The organism is Arcanobacterium hippocoleae (assembly GCF_031456295.1).
GTDB lineage: Bacteria > Actinomycetota > Actinomycetes > Actinomycetales > Actinomycetaceae > Arcanobacterium_A > Arcanobacterium_A hippocoleae.
This window is the reverse complement of sequence record NZ_JAVDUJ010000001.1, coordinates 250,239-271,837: the sequence shown is the minus strand read 5'-3', so window position 1 is coordinate 271,837 and position 21,599 is coordinate 250,239. Positions and strand designations below refer to the sequence as shown.

The window sequence follows — 21,599 nt, the reverse complement described above, 5'->3', positions numbered from 1 at the left end:
AGGGATATGTGATTTCAGCGCTTTCATTGCCGTCGGATTTTTTTGATACACAACGGGAAGCTACGGCTGCAAAAATCGCGGGTACTCCGTAATTTGTATCCGGTGTCTGTGCTTGCAAGGTGAAAAATGGCTGGGAATATTGCAAAGATATTCCCAGCCATTTAGCCATTTCAAAAATGATTTACGAGATATTAGTCTTGACGGCGCTTGCGTGATCCGAAAATCGAGGCAACACCAGCGAGAACGAGAGCTGCTGCCCCGAGCAAACCGCCCCGCTGATCCGCACCAGTTTGTGGCAATTCCGCAGCTGCAGCCGTGCTATCGAGCACTGGCGTATTTGGCTTGTTCTTTGCATCAGCACCAGATGCTGAAAGACCGAAATCTTTCACACCCGCAATCTCCGGATATTCTAGTTTACCAGCGAATGTAGCACCTGCGGCGCTCTTTGGAAGTACAGCGGCTGTGCCTGGCTGATCCTTAGTGTCTGCTTCATTCACATTCGTACCGATTGCACTGTAACCAGCAAGCTTCGGATATTCGAGTGCGCCTCTAAATTCAGAACCGTTCTCCGTTGCCGGAAGTGTTGCCGGTAGACCGAGACGATCTTTGGTATCAGCTTCGTTTACTGGGGTACCGAAATCAGATAAACCAGTAAGTTTCGGATATTCGAGTGCGCCGGTAAGCGATGAACCTGCCGCATCCTTTGGAAGTACAGTAGCGTCACCAGCAGCTGGTTTATCCGTGACGGTCACATCCAACTTACCGCCGCTACCGGTGTGGAAGCTGCCCCAGATTTCTTCATCTTCTGCTGCTGATAGAGTCTCGTTCCATGCCACTGTCTCATATGGTGTTGCATCTAATTCGGCAATGGATCTTGCTTCTCGGTGGTTACCAAGATTAGCACCACGAACTGGTGCGGTAGCACCAATATTTTCAACATTATTAGCTGTAGTATCAGCCATTTCTAAACGTTCTGGGGTTTCCGAACCAATATTTTCGATATTGGTAGCGTCATTATTTACCAAATAATCCCGACCCGGAGTCTCAGAATCAAGATTATAAATATCGGTAGCATCATTAGCGACTAACTCACTACGCCCAGGAGTCTCATTCCCAATAAAATCAATATCCGTCGCCTCAGCATGATCGGGAGTATAGCTATCAATCGCACCAATGAGCGTAGCGTCACCAGCAGCTGGTTTATCCGTGACGGTCACATCCAACTTACCGCCGCTACTGGTGTGGAAGCTGCCCCAGATTTCTTCATCTTCTGCTGCTGATAGAGTCTCGTTCCATGCCACTGTCTCATATGGTGTTGCATCTAATTCGGCAATGGATCTTGCTTCTCGGTGGTTACCAAGATTAGCACCACGAACTGGTGCGGTAGCACCAATATTTTCAACATTATTAGCTGTAGTATCAGCCATTTCTAAACGTTCTGGGGTTTCCGAACCAATATTTTCGATATTGGTAGCGTCATTATTTACCAAATAATCCCGACCCGGAGTCTCAGAATCAAGATTATAAATATCGGTAGCATCATTAGCGACTAACTCACTACGCCCAGGAGTCTCATTCCCAATAAAATCAATATCCGTCGCCTCAGCATGATCGGGAGTGTAATCACCAAGCAAATCAATACTAGTTGCATCATTGTAAACCAACGGGCTCAATTTCAAATCAGGATTTTCAGATCCAATCGAAAGTATTGAAGCATTAGCCGTCGGAACGCCAAGCGCAAATAAGCTACCCACCATTGCGGACTTCACCCCGAATGATGAATATTTCGGGGAAACCTCAACCTTATGACGCGCTCGATACGCATCCTTCCCATCATTTTTACCAAACATGAAAACTCCTCCGTTTTATTTCAGTTTCACGCACAGGCACATCAGCACACCGAAAATACGCGAATTAAATCTCTGGTGTGTATACGCATAGAGCACGCGATTTCCACTCTATTGCCCCCCCCCGCATTTTTCAAGATCTGAATTCTCCCGAAACATATGACATAAATTACTGTGAGATGAACTTCGGATTCGCCGCATAACTGGCGGCAAGAACTCATTTTTTATCGCATGAGTGGATGAAGAAAATGGAAAGACGGCCTCCACATCCGAAAAGGCTGGGGCAGGACGATCAACATAAACCACGACACGCCGCCATAAGCAACGATTTTGGCACTTAGCCCGTCACGTAGCTCCGAACTTCACTAATAAGAAAGCCTGAACGGCTTTCTCACCGTTCAGGCTCATTCGTGCGCGGAGGGGGACTTGAACCCCCACCCACGTAATATGTGGACTAGCACCTCAAGCTAGCGCGTCTGCCTATTCCGCCACCCGCGCATTTATTTTTGCTTTCGCAACGGGTAATAACTTATCACTCTATCTACACATTTGCCAATTCTATTAACACTTAAACAATGTGATTTAGCGCAAGTTTGCCAATATCAGTTCCCGATATTGGCAAACAGATATTGCACACCATGCATTAATAATGCAGCATGAGTACACTTAGTCACGAATCGCTCCACACTGAAAATGCACAGAAGTAAAAACAGAAATAGAAAGTGATGCGTAATTAAGAAAGGATCCTCCTTTGCAAAAATCACAAGCAAATCCGGAAAATCCAGAATCGCTGGTACGTGAATTTCACGAAACGTATAATCTTCCAATCTATACCGGCACCCCAAGCGTAGACCGCGAACGGATCGATATGCGCATGGCGTTGATCGCCGAAGAATTCGCCGAGCTTGTAGGAGCCGTCTATGGGAAAACAGCACGTGAAAAAATCGAACGCGCCTACGCAGAAGCTTTGCAAGAGGACGACCACACTCGCGATGTTATTGAAACAGCTGATGCACTGGCAGATTTAACTTACGTGATCTACGGAATGGCATTAGAAACAGCTATTCCGCTCACAAAAGTACTCGCGCAAGTACAAGCGTCAAATATGTCAAAACTCGGCGCTGACGGAAAACCGATTTATCGTGAAGACGGAAAAGTATTAAAGGGACCAGGATTTTTCCCACCAAATATCGCGCTCGCACTCGGCTTAACAGATGAATCAGCAGCTAAATCTTAAATAACTGGGGTGGGCAGTTTGATAGATAAACTGCCCACCCCATGATCAGAAAGCATCATCTTTGCATTTTTGCAAAATTCAGTATGCCGTAGCGTCAGGATCATTCATTTCCCGCGCTTTTTGATTGCCTGATTCAAATTCTGCGTCTTCAATTTCATCTTCAATATTGGCCGAAATGATTGCTGCCGATAGCTTGTCGATCCGCTCATTTAATACTTTTAGCTCAACTTTTTGAGCTTTCTTGGCCATTGCTTCCAGCAAAGGTAAAGATTTCTCGATACCGGAAAGTTCTGTACGCCATTTTCGCGCACGCTGCGCAGCTTCTGGCGTATTAGCTGAGGCGTACAAGTAGGTTACTTGCTCCCGCAATATTGCGACGCGTTTTGCAAGACTTTCTGCATTTGCGTCGTCTTTTCTTGCCTTTGAAATCAAATTCATCTTATTCGTTAATCTTTGGAAGACTTCCGGATTTTTTTCATACAATTCACGCAATTGCGGACCGTATTTACGCACAATTTTGAATACTGCCGGCCCGGCTACCGTCATAATTTTAAATAGGATCTTCGGATTTAACATTTTTCTCCTGAAAAGTTGAATAATGACAAGTCTCAATTAAAACTCTTTAAGCATATCTAAATAGTGATGTCGGAAAACCTTTTCGCGCGAGCAGCGAACATGCAACATTTATTTCTGCATCTTAGACCGCGGTGAAATATCACTTTTACTACGCAACTTTCGCAAAACTGTTTTCACAACTGATTTTGGGCTGTTTCGCGTGCTGTTCGCAGCTTTGGGAATACGATTTTGCTGATCGGCGTTAAGCAAAATATCGCGTTTGTTGCACAAAATTTATAGTTACTTGCGCTAATTCAATAAATAACAGCTCTCAATCTGAAAAGGATGATCATGCCATTTTCTCCAGCTACACTCGAAACTACCCATGTTGATCTTGCTGTTATCGGATTTGGAAAGGCGGGGAAAACTCTCGCTGCCAAATTTGCGAAAACAGGGAAAAAGGTGGTGCTCATCGAACAAGATCCAGCCATGTTTGGCGGTACTTGTATCAACATCGGATGCGTTCCAACAAAAACACTACTCCACGATGCCACTGCATCTCACTCGCACCAGTTCTCCGATGATTTTTACCAGCAAGCAATGAGTCGCAAACGGACACTGCGGGAAAAAATGAATGCAGCAAATCTTGCAATGATGGAAAAACCAGGTGTGCTTGTAGTAGTTGCACATGCTGAATTTATTGACGAAAGAAAATTGAAGCTGACAGCCGGCACCGATGAACTCGAAGTTACTGCAGATCAGATCATCATCAATACTGGCGCCACCCCAGTAATGACTCCAATTACAGGTTTGGGTGATAATCCGCTGTTAGATCCACGAGTGCTCACATCTACTGAATTGATTGATCGGGAAAATTTACCGCGACGGCTAGCAGTTATCGGCGCCGGATATATCGCACTTGAACTAGCAAATATATCCGCACATTTTGGATCATCCGTAACTATATTAAATCGTAACGAATCAATTCTTCCGCATGAATCCGAACAAACCCGCGCCACAGTCGAAAAAATCCTCAGCGATGCTGGAATAACTTTCATGCATCAAACTTGGGTGGAAAAAGTAGCTGCACCAGCAGATCCTACTGCCCCACTCACAATCCACACTAATCACGCGTCCTTTGACACAGATGCATTGCTGATCGCAATTGGTCGGAAACCAAATATTGACGGCTTAAATCTTGCAGCAGCTGGGATAGAAGTAAAAAATGGCGCAATTTTCACTGATGAGTTTTTACGCACAACCGCCAGAAACATCTGGGCTGTGGGAGACGTAAATGGCGGCCTGCAGCATACTTATATTTCTTTTGACGATCACCGAATCGTAGCAGATCAACTCCTTCACGGGAAAGATCTTTCAGGTCGCTCTTTGCTAAATCGTGGCGCAGTACCAACTACTACTTTTCTCACTCCACCGCTTTCCCGAGTTGGACTTACCGCTGAGAAAGCTAAAGAACTAGCTGCGGAAAATAATTGGGAAGTAGCTATCGCAAATCGCGAAGTTTCATCTTTAGCTACAATGCCGCGCGCGAAAGCCGTCAATGACACGCGCGGGTTTATGGAAATCGTTGTAGACAAAAAGAGCGAACAGATTCTTGGTGCCACACTTTTCTGCATCGATTCACAAGAATTAATCAACCTGATCACGTTGGCAATGGATCATCAACTTCCTTACACGTCATTGCGCGATCGAATCTATACTCATCCTGCAACAACCGAAGCATTGAACGAACTACTCGCTGAAATTTAATATTTCACGCGCAAGATTCTACTTTTTCTGACAGCATAGAAATTAATTAATAATTCAACCGTTTAACGATAATTATGCTCAGAAAGCGCGTATGATTAAGAATAAGGGAAAGGAAAATATGCAAGATCCTAAAAGAAAGCTGTACACAGGGCCGCTTGTGGATGTTAGCTTCGATTCTGATTTATGTATCCATTCTGGAAATTGTGTGAGATCAATGCCTGAAATTTTCAACGTTAAGGCACGTCCTTGGGTAAATCCGAGTGTCGCCGATACAGCACAAAAAGCGGATTTTCTCCGTAACGTGGTAAGCACTTGCCCTCGGCACGCTTTGCGTATTGAAGAACACCCAGCTTAAATTAATGATTTTTGGGAGCAGTTCAGAATCGAATTGCTCCCAAAATACTCCCACCCCTACTTCCTAAGTTACATAGTTATAATCAGTAACATCAGGAGGTAGCTAAGATTGGTGAAATTAAAATTCGATTTTGATCCACACGGGTGTAAAGCAATCTTTCGAAAATATGCGGCACACGAAGCAGAAATTCGCAACACCGTGATAAATCAAATCACCCAGCAAATCGATACCGGATTTGCGAAGACGAAGCTGGCTACTCGCCTTTTATCTCACGAACTTCATGTCTATGAATGTCGTGTCAATATCGGAAAACTCCCTCCAATCCGGGCAGCTTTCACCGTCGCGAAAGAACACATCACGGTAGTCTACATCAGCATAAATATCCAGAAGTCAACCTTCACCAAAGAAATTACTGATTTCTTAAAATAACCGCTGTGTAATGCTTTGCTCTGGCAGAAAGGAATGCGGATGAAAGCGATGCCGTTAAAACAAGCACAGGCCCGGTTATATGCAACTGCACAACGAGGTCAGAATGCTGCTGTCACGGTTTATACCTGGAAGCAAGATCGCTGGGTCGAAGTAACATATAAGGACGACGGCAGAATCATTCTTCGTGAGCACGGCTATCGTAATGAGACATCCACATTTGACCAAGCGCACCAGCTGAAACGTGCCCTGAAAGACGCGTGCGCTCGCGAATTTCCCCGTTCCAATAAGGTACACGTGAGCGAACACTCCAAACGTTAAATTGCAATTAACTTCTTTGCAATCAGCGCAATCAGCAGGGAAAAGCTGCTCTGGCTAAATGCTATAGCTTTTGCCTGGATTAAAAATTCCTTTCGGATCTATTGCTGCTTTAATCTGCCTTTGCAAGGTGACGATTGCTGGGTCAGTTAACGCAAGATAGTATCGCTTTTTCGCAATACCAATACCATGCTCAGCACTCACCAATCCACCTAAGTCAGCAGCTTTCCGATAGAGATGCGTGAGAAAATTCGTTAAATCAGCCTGCCATTCTTCATCGTTTCTTTGCTCACGCAAGACGCAAAGATGCACATTCCCATCGCCAGCATGACCAAAAGCCACAGTTACCACACCAGTTTCGGCTGTTAGCTGCTGCACGGATTCGATTAAATCAGCAGTTTTATCTATTGGTACAACCAGATCAAGAGGCTCTTGTGCACACTGTGCTTCAACCGCCTTTACCAGACAACCGCGAATTTTCCATACCGTTACACTCCCTGATTTATCCAAAGTAAGAAAATCTAGTGCTTTGAGTTCTCGCAAATGGTTTTCGACGCGCCTGAGATCATCAGCAATCTGAGGTTTTGGACCATCAAAGGTAAGCAGTAAATACGCGGTAGCTTTCGGTGCTGGAAACTGTAAGCTAGTAAAACGCTCTCCCATTTGCACTACTGAACCGGCAATAAATTCAATTGCAGTAGGAATGACCCCCGTTTTCAAAATCTCAGGAACACTTTCCAACGCAGTGCGTAATGACGAAAAAGAAACTAAAACATCTACGGAAAACTCCGGCTTCGCAATCAGTCTAAGTGTAGCTTTAGTAACTATTCCGAGCGTCCCTTCGGCACCAATAATCAAGTTTTTCAAAGAAAGCCCGCTTGCATCTTTTACCGTCGCTGCCCCTAAGCAAACTATTTCCCCATTTGGCAAAACTACTTCAAGCTCACGCACGTAATCTCTGGTCACACCGTATTTGACGGCTCTCATCCCGCCAGCATTCGTAGAAATATTTCCGCCGATCGAGGCGTGTTTTTCTCCCGGATCAGGCGGATAAAATAATCCATGGGATTCAACATATTCTTGCAAATCACAAAGCAATACGCCAGGTTGCACTGTAACTGTGAACGTTTCTGGGTTCAATGCAAGAATTTGATTCATTAACGATAAGTCAATGATGATCGCATTATGCACAGCTTCGGGAAAAGTAGATCCGGCAAGATTTGTGCCCGCACCACGTGGAATCACGGGCACACGATATGCATCTGCCAAGCGCACGACTGTGCTTACTTGCTCCGTCGTTTTCGGAAATACAAGCGCAATCGCAGCACCCTTTTCTCTCCCGAAAAAATCTGAAAGATATTTTGCGTCAATATTATCGCCAATAAAAATCTGTTCACTTGGCAAAATTTCGCTGAGCTTGTGTAAAAACACGACCATCACTGCCTTAGTTCGTTAACCATCTAGAATGGAATTTTTGTATTGAAATTACTAATGTTTTAAGCGGCTACTGTGGTGATGCAACATCAGTTTTACTTTGCAGATAGTCCTTTTGGTGCTTCGCCTGCTTTTTGCCCATCTGGCTGATCCCATGCGGAAATCAAATTTCCTTTGAATTCGGCTGCAAATAGCTGCTGTACTTTCGCTGTCTGGTATGCTTGCGCGATCCGCTGATATGTTGGATTGTCTTTATCTGCAGTGCGCGCAGTGATATTCAGATAGTAAGCATTTGAATTCCATTCTTTTTCAGTGAAAAGTTTTTGCTCCGCAGGCAATTTTGCATCTAAAGCATAATTTCCATTCACTACTGCAATTGCAACATCAGGAATCAGTGAAGGAACAAGATTTGCATCTACTTCTTGGAATTGTAAATTTAATTCATTCTTCGTGATATCTGAAACTTCTGGTGTATCTCCTTTGGCTGAATCAAGTTCAATTATTCCTGCTGCTGCAAGTAATTTAAGTGCCCGTCCGCCATTTGTTGCATCATTTGGCAGGGCTACTTTGTCTCCGGCTTTCAGCTCTTTCAAATCTTTGATCTGATCGGAGAAAATGCTCATCGTGACGATGTAAGTATCGCCAATTGGGGTCAGATCGTATCCGTGGTTCTTAATTTCATCTTGCAAAAATGCGTGGTGCTGAAAGGCATTTAATTCGATATCGCCTGCTGCAAGAGCCGCATTCGGTAAAGAATAATTTGCAAATTGCACTGTTTTAATCTCAATCCCTTCATCTTGGAGATCGTCTTTCACAATTTTCCAAATATCTTCATTGAATGTGCCAGTTAAACCAACACGCACTTGTGTTGTTTCTTTTGCCGTCGCCGTATTACTTTTACCATCTTCACTGCTAGTGCCAGCACATCCGGAGAGGGCGAGAATTGCTGCAGATGTGAGTGCGAAAAGTACTTTCTTTTTCATTATCTTTTCCTTATATAGTTTGCTATTTGCTTATTTTGGATGAAGCGTATCCACGATTTGCGTGATCAAAAGATTCACGCGCTACTTTAGCCTTTGATATTTTCGATAAAATCCGTCGTTATTTCGTATTCCGCTTTGCGGCAAGATAGCCAATAATTTGGATTATCGTGACGATCACGACGAGGATAATCACCGTCGCCCAGATGATGTCCATTCGATTTCGCTGCTGACCATAAATATAGGCGTAATTACCTAGACCACCAGCACCCACGGCACCTGCCATTGCGCTTAAAGATACTAAGTTAATCAAAGTGATGGTAGTGCCGCGCGCAATACTGGCAATGCTTTCCCGCCAATATACACGGTAGATAATTTCAAATGTATTCATCCCAATAGATTGCGCCGCTTCAATCAGCCCTCTGCCAACTCCTGCGAGTGCTGCTTCAATTTGCCGGGCAAAAAATGGTGTTGTACCAAATACGAGCGGCACAATCGCACCGTCTACGCCAATGGCTGTACCCATGATCAAACGCGAGAGCGGCAGTAATAAAAAGAGCAAAATAATAAAAGGAATCGATCTTCCAAGATTCAGCAACTTATCTACCACCTGGTAGAGCGGAGGTAATGAATAAATTCCAGTCTTTTGCGTTACGGTAAGCAGGGTTCCAAAAAATAGTCCCAGAATAAATGAAATGATTCCCGCAACAACCAGCAGATACAGTGTCTCCCCTGTCGCTTGCCACAATGCCGGCAGATCAGCAAATACGTTGGGAAAATAAGTTTCAAGCCACTCTTGCATCAACAAGCACCTCCGCTCTAATTCCGAGTTCATTAAGATACGTGAGAAGGTTCGTAATATTTTCTTGTAAACCACTCAGCTTGCAAATCAAACCTCCAAGCGAAGCCTGCTGAATTATCTCCAAATCGGCAAGAATAATATTGAAATCTACATTGAAACGTCGTGAAAGTACTGATACTAACGGTATTTTTGTGCTTGAACTTAAATATTGCAGTTTCAAAAGCACTTCACCAGGAGCCAATTTAACGAGTTCATTATGATCAGCAATCAGTTCATGTACTACGCCAAGATTCCCTGCTGATTGCACAAAATCTTTGGCAATCAGAGTTTGTGGATCGGCAAAAATTGAATAGACATCGCCAGATTCTACGATCTCACCTTGTGCCATGATCGCAACGCGATCACAGATTGACTTAATTGCATCAATTTCGTGCGTGATTAAAACGATCGTAATCCCTAATTCGTGATTGAGCCGTTTTAGGAGTCTCAAGATCGAGTGCGTCATTTGCGGATCAAGTGCCGAAGTAGCTTCATCGCAGAGCAGTACTTTTGGTTTGCTTGCGAGTGCTCGCGCTATTGCCACACGCTGTTTTTGCCCACCGGATAGCTCTGCCGGATATTGATTTGCTTTCTCGCTTAAATCCACAAGCTTTAACAGTTCGGCAACGCGTGAGCTGCGTTCAGCTTTTGAAAGACGGAGATGTTTGAGTGGCAGTTCTACATTTTGTGCAACTGTGCGTGATGGAAATAGGTTGAATTGTTGAAAAATCATTCCGATTTCTTTGCGTTTTGTCCGCATTTGACGGGCTGAAAGCTCAGTTAAATCAACTTCATCTAAATAAACTTTTCCTGCAGTTGGGCGTTCTTGCAGATTGATCAGACGCACCAAGGTAGATTTTCCAGCTCCCGAAAAACCAATTATGCCAAAGATTTCTCCAGTTTCGATTGCGAGATTTACATCTTTCACAGCCGTAACCGGGGTGTTTCCAGTGAAAGTTTTTGATACATTGCTCAGTGTAATCACCTGAACAAATCCTTTCCTCAAAATATTGCGCAGCTTCCCGTCATCTAAAGAAAATACAGGTTTCCCTAGTACGTGATGCACTAGTGTGGAAAACACTTAATTTCACGATGAATATCTTCGAGATGCTCCAAATAAAAAACGGTTCTGGATTTTCTCTCCCGAACCGTCTGAGGAATACTGAAAGTTCTTCCGCTAAATCGCTAACACCATCAACAATCGAATCTAGTTAAATGCGAATGAACCCCACTAAACCTACGAAATGAACGGTTCGGGAGCTAAACATTCGCTGCATCATCGAAAGCTGATGATTATTTGCTGTGATTGCACTTTTAGCCAAGCTCATCGCGAACCTCCTTTCGTAGCAAAAATTTGTGTTGATGCAAGCGTAATCGCAGCTGCGAATATTTTCAAATGAGTAGATTTCCTGTTCATATTTTGGGATACAGCGGCAATGCATATGCCGCTGAGTATTCCCGAGCAGATGGGATTGCTAATCTTTATGATTATTGCTTCTAAAGGTGCAGCCGGTGTTTCAGGTGCTGGGCTTGCCACGTTAGCTGGTGGTTTGCAAAGTTTCCGTAGGCGTACCACCAGCACCAGTTAATCCTGCCGATCGGCTCACCCCCAACTCCGATGCCAATTTTACCGGAGGAAAAATAAAGCAAAATCATCTGAAAATAGCGGCTGATCAATCAATGAAAGTTGCAATATGTCTGATGATAGCGTTTCATTTTTTCTATGACAGCCACCTACGTGGGGCAGATCACTTCGATTTTTAGTAATTGGATTTTACAAATCCGTAAAGAGTCCGTAAATTCGTTTACGGACTCTTAGCTCAGTTGGTAGAGCACCTGGTTTACACCCAGGTTGTCATCGGTTCGAGTCCGGTAGGGTCCACCGCTAAATGTCGCTCTCTCAAAAGAGCGACATTTTTGCATCTGCGAAAAAGGAAATAAGCTGCCGACCGCCACGGGAAAGAAGCACTACAGGAAAGAACCGCAGCGCAATTACAGCGAGCCAAAGAACAGGAAGCCGATAAAACAACCTGCAGCTATCGCCACTAGCAAGGTGAGTGGTACGAAACGCCGCGCGAAACGCCCGCCCCAGGTGCCGGTCTGCATCGCGATCAGTTTCAGATCCACCATCGGCCCAACCACCAGGAACACAAGTTGTGCAGTCAACGAGGTGTGCGTCAGCGATGCCGCAATGAAAGCGTCAGCCTCTGAACACAAAGACAACAGCACTGCCAGCACCACTACTGCCAAGATAGTCGCAAAAGGCACCTGCTCCAAAGCTTGAAACCAGTAGCGCGGCACCAGCACTTTCACGGCCGCTGCTGCCATTGCCCCAAAAACCAAGAATCCCCCAGTATTGAGCAGGTCATGGAAAGCAGCCGTGCGAAACGCCTCCAATTTGGAAACCGTCACCTCTCCGTGCACTTCACTTCGCTTTATCGACGTATCACTGCCAAAAGCAATCCACAGCCAACCCACCAACACCGCAGCCACCAGCGAAGCCACCAGCCGCGCCCAAGCCATCTCCGGACGCCCGGTATAGGCAACGGCCGTGGAAATCAGAACTACCGGGTTAATAGCCGGACTAGCCAGCAGGAACGCCAATGCAGCAGCCGGGGGAATCCCCCGGCGCATGAGCGCGTTAGACACTGGCACCGAGGCACACTCGCATCCCGGCAGCAGTAAACCTGTCGAACAGACCACCGGCACCGCAGCCACCTCGTTACGTGGGGTAAAACGACGCAGCAAATCCTCAGGAACAATGGCGGAAATAACGGCAGAAACCAAAATCCCCAACACTAGAAATGGCAGGGCCTGGAAGACAATAGCGATGGTGATAGCCGCCCAGGATTCGAGAGTTCCCGGCATTTTCCATACCGGCCCGGTAATCGCAGTTAGCGCCACCAGCATCACTGCCGCCGCCGATAACAACACCAGCACCCAAAATTGGTGAGCTGCACGCAATCTGGCTAAAACCGGATTCTTAATCATCAGACTCATCCTCTTCTTTCACTCATCGCTCACAGATACGGTGAATCCGGTTGCTTCACCGGATTCACTTGCACCCCGCTCAGTGCCACAATCCCGTCAGACTGTGACACTTCCACAGTTCCAGTGACTTCTACCCAGGAATCTGCTGGCGGCATGGCTGCCCCAAGGACGGTAGCCACATAAGGCACTGCATCAGCAGCGCAACAGTAAATCTTGAAACGACTAACTCGCCACACCGCACTGTTATTGGGGTCTGGCGCCACAAAACCGACCAGTTTCACCTGTTTCCCAGCCAATTGTGATTTGGAGCCAAAAGAATAGCGGCTGTTTAGCTCCTCCAGGTCTAACTCGTTCACTCCGTCGTTCAGCATCGGGTAAGCTAACGTACCATCGGAATTACGCTGCACCCGCTGCACGGCAGATTGCGACGGAGCAGTAGGCGCCGTCCCCTGCCCGCCGCCTACTGCAGCAGAGTTCACCAGGGACGATCCCAGTGGTGCGGGCAAAGCCACCAACACCAGCAGCAGCGGCACTAGCAGCAGGTAGACCGTACGATGCAGGCGATGTTCATGCCCTGCCGATTCCGCATGAGCTTTGTGAATCTGATGCGCAGCATGGGACGATAAACACAGCGAAGTCCACAGCCCCAAAGCCATTAGGGACGCACCAGTCAAGGCAATCCACGGCTTAAACACAGGCTGCAGATAGTTTGAGAGACCGTTAGTAAATACCAAGGCAATCAGCACTGCCCCAATTACCGCAAGAATCGCGCACCCCGCGAAATTCGCCCGGCTAGTGTCCATCCGCAGCGAGTGAAACTCCGCATCTGTCGTCATTTTGCTCATCCTTCGGGATTCTCCCCGGCCCTTCTTGCACAGATTTTTGCAATGCCTTGCCAAGAGGACACTTCCATCCTTTTGGCAAGGCACGCTAATCTAGAAACTATTCTTCGTCGTTATTCGCTGTCACTCCAGCAGCACCTTGCGTAACCCCAGCTTTACGCCGTGATCCCACGATTGCCAAAGCCGCTACGAGCGCCACAACGATCCCGCCTACTAGCACCCAAATCATGATGTTGCCAGAACCTACGCCAGACTGCGGGTATTGGCTAGGCTTATCCCACTGCGGGGTAAGGTCAATCTTCGTATCCCCTCCGTAGAGCCCTAGGGCGTTTGCCACCACGAAATGCACATCGGTCTGGTCAATCTGCCCAACCACATTACCTGCGCCCGGCCCCTCAGCCGCGACCCGCAGCTGTGCACCAGTATGAGTCTGACCGCCCAGCGCTTCCTTATCGTCATTAGATGCAGCAGTAGCATAGTTGACGGTCATTTTCGACCCTTCGACCGTGTTCAAGGTGGTCGCCCGGCCCGATGTCAGCATCCCCGGTGCAACAATCTGTGAAGTATGAGCATGGTCAGCAGTCATGATCAGCAAGGTTGGCTCGTTATTCTGCTTCACCCACTCACGGGCTGCCTGCACTGCCAAATCCAGTTCGTTCAACTCGCCAATCTGCCCGCAAATATCAGCATCATGGTCAGCCTTATCGATCGACGCGCCTTCTACCTGCAGCAAGAAACCCTTGTCGTTCTTCAGCAAATCCATCGACTTGGTGGTCATCGCAGCCAAGGATGGAATCGTGGCGGGACGTTCAGCGTTATTGGTGCAGGTCACGGGCGGAGCTTTGGGTCCGTCTACCTCGGGAATGGTCTGGGTGTAATTACGCGGGAAGTTACCTTCCGCGAACAACCCGAGCACTGGTTTATCCTGGTTGGCTTCAGTAATCTTATCGAATTCTTCAGCAGTGGTGACCACCTGGAAGCCTTGCGCTTTGGCATTATCCAAAACGCTCTCACCTTCTGTCCACTTATGTCCGCCCCAGGTGCCGCCTTTCTTAACACTCTGTCCGAAAGCTTTGGATCCGCCGCCCATCGTAATGTCTGCACGGCTGTCTACCAACTGTTCGGAGATAGACCCAAGACCGCCGTTTTCCCGATACTGTCCCTTGAAGTCTTCTCCCTGACAGCTCTTAGAGTTTTCTTTCTCATCTGGTCCGTAACACTTGCGATTCAAGGCATGGGTAGCGAAAGCGGCCGGGGTGGCATCTTGAATCTCCGCGGTGGTGATGTTTCCGGTTTTCAGGCCTTGCTTCTTCGCCAGCTCTAAGAGTGTCGGCACCGGCTCGCCTTTCAGGTTTACCGATAATGCCCCATTGTAGGTCTTAACGCCAGCGGACCATCCTGTAGCCGAAGCGGCCGAATCCGTCACTAAGTCTGGCACCCCAGTTTTCTTGTTCAGCGCATAGGTCGTATAGCTGCCAGTGAAAGGCAGGTTATCAATTCCCGGCAGACGCCCAGAAGCCCCGTACAGGTAGTTACGCCCGCTGGTAAGCTCCGAATCTCCTGTACCGTCCCCGATGAACAATACAACATTCTTCGCCTTGGACTTATCCCGGCCTTGGCCCTCCTTGCCGAACTGGGCGCAGTCGCCAGCCCCTGGCACCACGCTGCCGTCAGCCGAAATCTCATAGCAAGTTGCTGGGACGTCCTTGGCCTGCGCACCCTTGGCTAACTCACCAAGCACAGCTTTGTGCTGATCCCCACCCTTGGTGATTCCCAAAGCATTAGTCATCACGAAGTGCACATCAGTCTGGTCAATCTGACCGATCACATTCTCTGCACCCGGCCCATAGGCAGCCACTCGCAGCTGCGCACCCGTGTGCTGTGTGGAAGACTTTGGATCGTTTTCAATCACGTCAGCAGGAATGGTGCCATAAGCCACGGACATCGACGAACCATCGGCAGTCTTCAGGCGCGTGACCGGGGAAACCGACTCAGAGTTATCGTAAATAATCTGGCTGGAATGAGAATGGTCAGCGGTCATGATCACCAGAGTCTCGCCGTCTTTTGCAGCAAAGTCCAGCGCAGCCTTGGCAACCTCGTCAAATCGCTCTACTTCACCAATCATGCCGCAAGCGTCTGCAGCATGTGCCCGCTTGTCGATAGAGGCAGACTCTACCTGCAAGAAGAAGCCCTTTTCAGATTTCGGGTCGTCCAATAGTTCCAGCGCCTTTTCAGTCATCGCCAACAGTTCTGGTTCGCCCTTTGTATCCTGTTTCGTACATGAAGCAGGGGCAGCTAGTCCCGCGCCGCGTTTAGCCTTGGACGGGGCGTTCCGAGTGGTCATATTCTTTTCATGGAACAGTCCCAGTAGTGGTTTGTCTTGGTTCGCTGCGGTAATTTTGGATAATTCGTCAGCGTTGGTAACGACCTGGAATCCGTTATCTTTCGCGTTATCCAACACCGATTTGTCTTTGGCCCACTTCATCGTATTTTCCACGTAAGGGTTACGTCCCTCACCGTCAGCCTGGACTTTCTGGTTGAAATACTTAGATCCTCCGCCCAAGGTAACATCAGCTCTCAGGTCAAGGATTTGCTCAGAGATTGAGCCTAATCCCCCATTTTGCCGCCACTGTTTATCGAAAGCCTCACCCGTACAAGAGTCGCTGTTTTCTTCCGGGGAATAGCATTTCCGGTTCAAGGCGTGTGCGCTGAGAGCAGCAGGTGTGGCGTCCTGAATTTCCGAAGTGGTGACGTTACCAGTGCGCATCCCATGCTTCTTGGCCATCTCCAAAATGTTCTCCACCGGCTTACCGTCCAGCGCCACCCCGATGGCACCGTTATAGGTCTTTACCCCTGTGGTCCATGCCGTCGCAGATGCCGCAGAATCGGTGACGTAGTTGATTTTCCCGTCTTTGCGATTGATGGAATGATGCGTGTAAAAGCCAGTCATCGGGAAGGCGTCGATTCCTTCAAAACGTCCGCCTGCACCTTTCAGATAGTTGCGTGCAGCGGTGATTTCTTGCTGACCGAAGCCATCCCCAATCAGTAAGATCACGTTCTTCGCCCGCGCATTAGTGTACTGCTGGCCTTCTTTACCGAACTGGGCGCAATCTCCTGGCCCAGGAGCCTTCACTTTGCCGGAGGAATCTACTGCGATGCAGGACTCTGGACCATTGTACTTTTGGAAGGTGCTCTCACCTTCCGCAAAGCTGACGCTCTGTGGGACTATAGAAAGAGCCGCGACCGTCAGACCTGCAGTCAACACCCCCACTGACTTTTTCTTGGAAAACATATGTACTCCTATTGCAACAATGTGGCTCAATAAACGCCGCGTTTATTGCCTGCCGATGGCGACTTTACCACCACCGCGAATCGGAAAATAAGCTTAAAATTCCCTGTTTTACAGACATTAAATTCAAACTAGATACCAGTAAGAAAGTGTTAACCAGATATTTAAGAATCAGGCTTCGTTGACGGATTCTATTCACAATATCTCGCGTAAGTCCGTGCATCTAAAGCGATTCACGGCGCATTCCGGCACGCAAACGAGAAAGCGCATACCGCGCCAGTTCGGGGTGTTTTACTGCGTCGATTCCGGCAATCTCAATACTTCCGGAAGTTGGGCGAAGCAAAGTGGCGCACATCCGCACTGTCGTTGTTTTCCCCGCTCCGTTCGGTCCCAGCAGGGCATGAATCTTTCCCGGCGTTACTTGCAATGAAATATCGGCGACGGCAGTGAACTTTTCTTTTCTCTCAAAAACACGGGAAACGTTGGTCAAAGTAAGCATAGTAGTATCTCAAAACACAACTTCAGTAAAATCTGGCAAGGTAGGCCCTAACTGATCTGATTTTACGAAATTGATATTTTTTACATTCATCCCTATCTAAAACATTGGGCTATTAGCACTAACAGCATATAGTACGATTTATATCAACGCCAAGATAAATCGTTTTCCAGCAGTTATTTACTATCTGAAAAATCACTCTTGATATCTGAAAAGTGTCTGCACGCCGCTCAAGAGTATCGATATACTCTGGCTATGGAGAACTACGAGCGGCTTACCGTTACCGAAATAGCTTTTCGAGTCCGCAAAGGAACGCTCAGCGCTACCGAGCTGTGCACTGAAGCGCTCAATCGTGCCGCAGCAGATGAATATAATGCTTTCCAACAGTTGTGCAAAGATTCCGCACTTCAGGCAGCAGCCGATATTGACGCTTTGCCGCTTGCACGCCGAGAATCGCTTCCGCTTGCCGGCGTTCCGATGGTGATCAAAGCAGAGAACGATATTAAGGGTATCCCCACCACTTTTGGCGGACGATCTCAAAGGACACCAGCAGCCCATGACAGTGAAGTGGTGCGGCGACTGCGGGATGCTGGCGCAGTGATCATCGGCGTCACCAATATGCCAGAATTTGGTCAATTCCCGTTTTCTGAAAGCGCACGCTATGGTATGGTGAAAAATCCGCGGGCTCCCAAACGTACACCCGGTGGGAGTTCTGGAGGTACAGCATCGGCGGTTGCATCAGGAATCGTCCCGGCAGGCATCGGAGGAGATGGCGGCGGATCAATTCGGATTCCTGCTGCTGCATGCGGGCTGGTGGGTCTAAAACCGATGCGCGGCCGTGTTTCTACCGCACCAAACGCAGCCTTGTGGGGAAAGCTCGGTACAATCGGCCCGCTGACTCGCACTGTCGAGGATTCCGCACTGATTTACACTGCAATATCTGGGACTACCAGCAAAGATCGCTGGCACGCCCCGCAGTTAAGCCGGTCATTACAAGCTGCCGTAAACGAACCGAAGAAGCCGTTGCGTATCGGCTGGACAGATCAGAGTGCTCTCGGGAGTGCCAAAGTCCAGCCAGAGGTAATTGCAGCTACGCGAAACTTTGTGAATCGGCTGAAAACCCTTGGACACCAAGTGACTCATATCGGAAGATTCCCTTCAGCATCACCATTTTTCGAGGTGCAATTCTTTGCTGCTCTGGCAGAAGAAGTCGATAGTGTAGAATTCCCTGACCGTGTTGAAAGACGCTCGGAGCAGACTGCAAAGGTGGGCAGACGAATTCCCGCAAAGATTCTTCGTGCTGCACAGAACAATAAACTGGCTGACCGTCTGGCTGAACGTTACAAAAATTTTGATCTGATTATCAGCCCCACGCTGGCGTGTGTGCCGCCCTTGCTTGGGCAGTTGGACGGAGTTGGCTCATTATCTGCACTACTTCGATCCATGCCAATGATTGCATTCACAGCGTTAGCAAACGTCACAGGAATGCCCGCGATATCGATTCCAGCCGGCAGTGCGCCTGACGGAACACCCATTGGAATCCAAGTCTCAACTTTCCACGGTGATGAGGCTGATCTCCTCTCATTCACAGCAAGTCTCGGATTTTAAATTGTTGTAAAACCCATTGCAGGTTAGGGGTACCTAATAATAGAATAGCTTTGTGCTTAACCAAAGCACCACTTCTTTCACGGAAGTAAAATCTACTATCAAAGAAGATAGAAATACAGTGTGAAAGGAAAACAAAGCAATGAAGCTGCGTAAAATTACCCGCATGGCAGCAGCAAGTATTTGCACGCTTGCGCTATCATTTACAGCCGTAGGAGCAGCTACTTTCAGGAAAGGAACTTACTACCGTGTCCGTCGCTGAAAGAATTGGCAGGCAAGTACTTCCGCTGCTTTTGGTTTCAGTGGGGATTGGCATATTGTGCTACCGTTTTTGGATCGATGTGGCGTACTTAGAACATGTTGCGGCATCTGTAGCTCTTATATTCTGCGGTATTTTTGCTACGAGTGTGCAAACGATAGCTACGTTGCTTTTTTCAAAACACCGGAACAAGTTTCTGATCGCATTCCTTGACGCTGTGATTTTTGCTGCTGCAGAATTCGTCTTACTTCAAGGGGAGGATATTGCAAACGATCTTGATATTACGATAGTTTCATATGACTACTATCCGGGTCCCATAGTAGATGGAACTAGCGCATGTATCGCAGCAGCTGCCGTAATAGCTTTAGCTTTCTACCCAAAAGCTGCACAACCCACAAACCCTAACTCAGCAACTTCGTAAATAAAATAAGATATCGGCGCAATTCACTTTAGCTTAAGTAAATTGCGCCGATATCTACCCTACTCAAACCGAGCCACAGTGCACATCTTCCAAACAACAGAAACTCACCGCAGCTCTTCCAACCCACTAGAAACTATAACCTAGACGAAAAACTCTGCAACCAACTAATCAATGAAGATTTAGTTAACACTTTAGGTCAAGCCAAAAAACAATCTTTCGAGCAGCATCAAATTAGAGCAGCATAAAAGGAATAATGAAAATCTTTAAGATCAGCGCAATGGCAAATACCGAGGTGTAGCCTTCCATCACACGCGGATCGGAGGAATTAGCCAACGCATATTGCAGCACCGCTGGTTGCCCCAGCATCCCGCAGCCACCGCCAGAAGCTCGTTCCACTGCCTTACCAAATAACCTAGCACAAAGAATAAAACCGGCGATAACTGCAATCACCACAGCAATCCCCAAAATCATGGCCAGCAGGCCGTTTAAGGAAAATGCCGTGGCCGCAAACGCCCGCCCCGCATTAAGACCAGCAGCCGCCAAGAAAATCATCAGACCCAACTGTTGCAAACTTGTGTTCGCACTTGCCGGTACCTGCCAAGCAACTCCACCTGTGCGCTTGAGCGTGCCCAAGATCAGCCCCGCAAACAATGGCCCCAAGGCAGTACCAAGCGCAAAAGATCCGCCGCCTGGCAATGGAATTTCAATAAGCGCTGCCAGATACCCGATTGACAGACCACCTGCCACAGAAATCCAGTTCAGAGCCGCATATTGCTTTATCGAATCTCCGAAGAATGCGCTAACATCCTCCCTGCGATCAGCATCAATAATGACTTCCACCCGATCACCGTAAGCAATATGGGTATCTTTATACGCCAAAATCGCGTCATCACCACGAAAAACTCGCACAATGCGGGCCTGAAAGTTTTTATGCAGTTGCAATTCTTCCACTTTTGCACCCGCCACCAGATGATTACTAACCACAAATTCATCAATCACCAAGGCTTTGTCCAAAAAAGGCATGGGCGCAGTGCGCCGACCAAACAGCTGCACAATATCGGAAGTATCCCCCTCTGACACCAATATACGCAGAATATCGCCTTTCCGGATGTCCACATAATCCGATGCCACGGTAGTTTTACCATCCCGCCGCGTACTGATAATCACGAAGCGCCCCGCGAAATTATCAACCAGATCTTGGAATACAGCATCGGTGGTAACCTGCACGGATATGATGTGCAGCGTGTCTACTCCGCCTGATTTTTTATCTTTCGGCGATTCCCATTTCAGTTTCATCGCCACCGCGATAAGCAAGATCGAAACAACAACACCGACCGGATACCCTAATGAATATCCCACAGCTGGCAGATCAGACCCAGTTTGCTGCTGCGCTACAGCCATTGACGGCGTAGAGGTCAGCGATCCGGCAAAAACTCCCACCGAAATAAAACGTGGCATACCAAGCAAAGTTCCCAACCCTAAGGCAACCGCAGCGCCAATACATACCGCCACCACTGCAGCAACCATCAAGCCCACTTGCTCTTTCAGGCCCCGAAAAAACACCTCGCCAGCAGTCAAACCCAGCATATACACAAAAAGACCCAAACCCAGACTTTGCAATAAACTTAAGGCAGCATGATCAACAATCACGAAAGCGCCGACCGCTAAGCCTACGAAAAGCGCTCCAGCAGCTCCAAAGCGAATCGGTCCAAAAGGAAGCTTTCCAAAGAGCGTGCCCAAGGCAATGACAATAAATACGGATAGAATGGTATTGCCGTCAAGAATGGATAACATGATTTTCACTATACGCGTCAATGCACATATAACGCCATCCAAAGGCTTCACCCACAGCAGGCCTCCACGCTATTTCGCCTAATTGCATTATGTTTTCTAACTCAAATCATCCGGACAGCGTGTTTTTATCCGGTTTCGGAGA

18 protein-coding genes, 2 tRNA genes and 1 pseudogene are annotated in these 21,599 nt (G+C 47.6%); 9 read left to right on the top strand and 12 right to left on the bottom strand.

From position 1 onward, the window contains the following. Positions 1–191: 191 nt before the first annotated feature. The gene (locus J2S36_RS01285) at positions 192–1,850 is read right to left on the bottom strand and encodes an LPXTG cell wall anchor domain-containing protein (protein ID WP_309954751.1); all 1,659 of its coding nucleotides are present in this window, start codon (positions 1,848–1,850) and stop codon (positions 192–194) included. A 408-nt stretch (positions 1,851–2,258) separates the two neighbouring features. Next, a tRNA-Leu gene (locus tag J2S36_RS01280) sits at positions 2,259–2,345 on the bottom strand. Between the two features lie 277 nt (positions 2,346–2,622). Between J2S36_RS01280 and J2S36_RS01275 the strand changes: the two are divergent. Beyond that, positions 2,623–3,084: pseudogene (locus J2S36_RS01275) on the top strand (pyrophosphohydrolase domain-containing protein); the annotation flags it as partial. Positions 3,085–3,162: 78 nt separating this feature from the next. Here the strand turns inward: J2S36_RS01275 and J2S36_RS01270 are convergent. After that, the gene (locus J2S36_RS01270; protein WP_309954749.1) at positions 3,163–3,660 is read right to left on the bottom strand and encodes a hypothetical protein; all 498 of its coding nucleotides are present in this window, start codon (positions 3,658–3,660) and stop codon (positions 3,163–3,165) included. A gap of 330 nt (positions 3,661–3,990) precedes the next feature. Here J2S36_RS01270 and J2S36_RS01265 point away from each other — a divergent pair, with 330 nt between their 5' ends. From J2S36_RS01265 to J2S36_RS01255, 4 genes are all read left to right on the top strand, one after another. Further along, entirely contained in the window at positions 3,991–5,406 is a 1,416-nt protein-coding gene (locus J2S36_RS01265) for an FAD-dependent oxidoreductase (protein ID WP_309954747.1), read from the top strand. 91 nt (positions 5,407–5,497) lie between these two features. Continuing rightward, on the top strand, positions 5,498–5,761 hold the full coding sequence (locus J2S36_RS08605) for a (4Fe-4S)-binding protein (RefSeq protein ID WP_374717323.1): 264 nt from the start codon (positions 5,498–5,500) through the stop codon (positions 5,759–5,761). Positions 5,762–5,872: 111 nt separating this feature from the next. Further along, a complete protein-coding gene (locus J2S36_RS01260) occupies positions 5,873–6,190 on the top strand; it encodes a hypothetical protein (protein WP_309954745.1) in 318 nt (105 codons plus the stop codon). 39 nt (positions 6,191–6,229) lie between these two features. Next, complete coding sequence (locus tag J2S36_RS01255) at positions 6,230–6,508, top strand: hypothetical protein (protein WP_309954743.1); 279 nt, start codon at positions 6,230–6,232, stop codon at positions 6,506–6,508. A 54-nt stretch (positions 6,509–6,562) separates the two neighbouring features. On the opposite strand, the gene J2S36_RS01250 is transcribed toward J2S36_RS01255, so the two are convergent. The 4 genes from J2S36_RS01250 to J2S36_RS01235 all read right to left on the bottom strand — a co-directional run bounded on the left by J2S36_RS01250 (position 6,563) and on the right by J2S36_RS01235 (position 10,745). Further along, on the bottom strand, positions 6,563–7,936 hold the full coding sequence (locus J2S36_RS01250; RefSeq protein WP_309954742.1) for an FAD-binding oxidoreductase: 1,374 nt from the start codon (positions 7,934–7,936) through the stop codon (positions 6,563–6,565). A gap of 98 nt (positions 7,937–8,034) precedes the next feature. Further along, positions 8,035–8,922 carry a MetQ/NlpA family ABC transporter substrate-binding protein gene (locus J2S36_RS01245; protein WP_309954741.1) on the bottom strand — a complete coding sequence of 296 codons (888 nt, stop codon included), beginning with the start codon at positions 8,920–8,922 and terminating at the stop codon, positions 8,035–8,037. 118 nt (positions 8,923–9,040) lie between these two features. Further along, positions 9,041–9,721 (bottom strand): methionine ABC transporter permease, encoded by a 681-nt coding sequence (locus J2S36_RS01240; protein ID WP_309954739.1) that lies wholly within the window; start codon positions 9,719–9,721, stop codon positions 9,041–9,043. Then, a complete protein-coding gene (locus J2S36_RS01235; RefSeq protein ID WP_309954737.1) occupies positions 9,705–10,745 on the bottom strand; it encodes a methionine ABC transporter ATP-binding protein in 1,041 nt (346 codons plus the stop codon). The genes J2S36_RS01240 and J2S36_RS01235 overlap by 17 nt, the downstream gene beginning before the upstream one ends. 481 nt (positions 10,746–11,226) lie before the next feature. Here J2S36_RS01235 and J2S36_RS01230 point away from each other — a divergent pair, with 481 nt between their 5' ends. Both J2S36_RS01230 and J2S36_RS01225 read left to right on the top strand, forming a co-directional pair. Beyond that, positions 11,227–11,349, top strand: coding sequence for a hypothetical protein (locus tag J2S36_RS01230; RefSeq protein ID WP_309954736.1), 123 nt, complete (start codon positions 11,227–11,229; stop codon positions 11,347–11,349). A 220-nt stretch (positions 11,350–11,569) separates the two neighbouring features. Continuing rightward, positions 11,570–11,642: transfer RNA gene (locus tag J2S36_RS01225), tRNA-Val, on the top strand. Between the two features lie 110 nt (positions 11,643–11,752). Here J2S36_RS01225 and J2S36_RS01220 read toward each other — a convergent pair. From J2S36_RS01220 to J2S36_RS01205, 4 genes are all read right to left on the bottom strand, one after another. Next, a complete protein-coding gene (locus tag J2S36_RS01220; RefSeq protein ID WP_309954735.1) occupies positions 11,753–12,760 on the bottom strand; it encodes a permease in 1,008 nt (335 codons plus the stop codon). A gap of 20 nt (positions 12,761–12,780) precedes the next feature. Continuing rightward, complete coding sequence (locus J2S36_RS01215; RefSeq protein WP_309954733.1) at positions 12,781–13,596, bottom strand: TIGR03943 family putative permease subunit; 816 nt, start codon at positions 13,594–13,596, stop codon at positions 12,781–12,783. A gap of 97 nt (positions 13,597–13,693) precedes the next feature. Beyond that, the gene (gene phoA / locus J2S36_RS01210; protein ID WP_309954731.1) at positions 13,694–16,885 is read right to left on the bottom strand and encodes an alkaline phosphatase; all 3,192 of its coding nucleotides are present in this window, start codon (positions 16,883–16,885) and stop codon (positions 13,694–13,696) included. Between the two features lie 220 nt (positions 16,886–17,105). Beyond that, on the bottom strand, positions 17,106–17,381 hold the full coding sequence (locus tag J2S36_RS01205) for an ATP-binding cassette domain-containing protein (protein ID WP_309954729.1): 276 nt from the start codon (positions 17,379–17,381) through the stop codon (positions 17,106–17,108). 252 nt (positions 17,382–17,633) lie between these two features. Between J2S36_RS01205 and J2S36_RS01200 the strand changes: the two genes are divergently transcribed. Next, complete coding sequence (locus J2S36_RS01200; RefSeq protein WP_309954727.1) at positions 17,634–18,986, top strand: amidase; 1,353 nt, start codon at positions 17,634–17,636, stop codon at positions 18,984–18,986. A 245-nt stretch (positions 18,987–19,231) separates the two neighbouring features. After that, positions 19,232–19,663 carry a hypothetical protein gene (locus J2S36_RS01195; protein ID WP_309954726.1) on the top strand — a complete coding sequence of 144 codons (432 nt, stop codon included), beginning with the start codon at positions 19,232–19,234 and terminating at the stop codon, positions 19,661–19,663. A gap of 231 nt (positions 19,664–19,894) precedes the next feature. Here the strand turns inward: J2S36_RS01195 and J2S36_RS01190 are convergent, their stop codons facing one another. Next, the gene (locus tag J2S36_RS01190; protein WP_309954724.1) at positions 19,895–21,457 is read right to left on the bottom strand and encodes an aspartate-alanine antiporter-like transporter; all 1,563 of its coding nucleotides are present in this window, start codon (positions 21,455–21,457) and stop codon (positions 19,895–19,897) included. Between the last annotated feature and the right edge of the window lie 142 nt (positions 21,458–21,599).

Bases quoted from the DNA above. Each gene is read 5' to 3' on its own strand.
- J2S36_RS01285 (WP_309954751.1), bottom strand. From the start codon at position 1,850: ATGTTTGGTAAAAATGATGGGAAGGATGCGTATCGAGCGCGTCATAAG.
- J2S36_RS01270 (WP_309954749.1), bottom strand. From the start codon at position 3,660: ATGTTAAATCCGAAGATCCTATTTAAAATTATGACGGTAGCCGGGCCG.
- J2S36_RS01265 (WP_309954747.1), top strand. From the start codon at position 3,991: ATGCCATTTTCTCCAGCTACACTCGAAACTACCCATGTTGATCTTGCT.
- J2S36_RS08605 (WP_374717323.1), top strand. From the start codon at position 5,498: ATGATTAAGAATAAGGGAAAGGAAAATATGCAAGATCCTAAAAGAAAG.
- J2S36_RS01255 (WP_309954743.1), top strand. From the start codon at position 6,230: ATGAAAGCGATGCCGTTAAAACAAGCACAGGCCCGGTTATATGCAACT.
- J2S36_RS01245 (WP_309954741.1), bottom strand. From the start codon at position 8,922: ATGAAAAAGAAAGTACTTTTCGCACTCACATCTGCAGCAATTCTCGCC.
- J2S36_RS01240 (WP_309954739.1), bottom strand. From the start codon at position 9,721: ATGCAAGAGTGGCTTGAAACTTATTTTCCCAACGTATTTGCTGATCTG.
- J2S36_RS01230 (WP_309954736.1), top strand. From the start codon at position 11,227: ATGGGATTGCTAATCTTTATGATTATTGCTTCTAAAGGTGCAGCCGGT.
- J2S36_RS01220 (WP_309954735.1), bottom strand. From the start codon at position 12,760: ATGAGTCTGATGATTAAGAATCCGGTTTTAGCCAGATTGCGTGCAGCT.
- J2S36_RS01215 (WP_309954733.1), bottom strand. From the start codon at position 13,596: ATGAGCAAAATGACGACAGATGCGGAGTTTCACTCGCTGCGGATGGAC.
- phoA (WP_309954731.1), bottom strand. From the start codon at position 16,885: ATGTTTTCCAAGAAAAAGTCAGTGGGGGTGTTGACTGCAGGTCTGACG.
- J2S36_RS01205 (WP_309954729.1), bottom strand. From the start codon at position 17,381: ATGCTTACTTTGACCAACGTTTCCCGTGTTTTTGAGAGAAAAGAAAAG.
- J2S36_RS01200 (WP_309954727.1), top strand. From the start codon at position 17,634: ATGGAGAACTACGAGCGGCTTACCGTTACCGAAATAGCTTTTCGAGTC.
- J2S36_RS01190 (WP_309954724.1), bottom strand. From the start codon at position 21,457: ATGTTATCCATTCTTGACGGCAATACCATTCTATCCGTATTTATTGTC.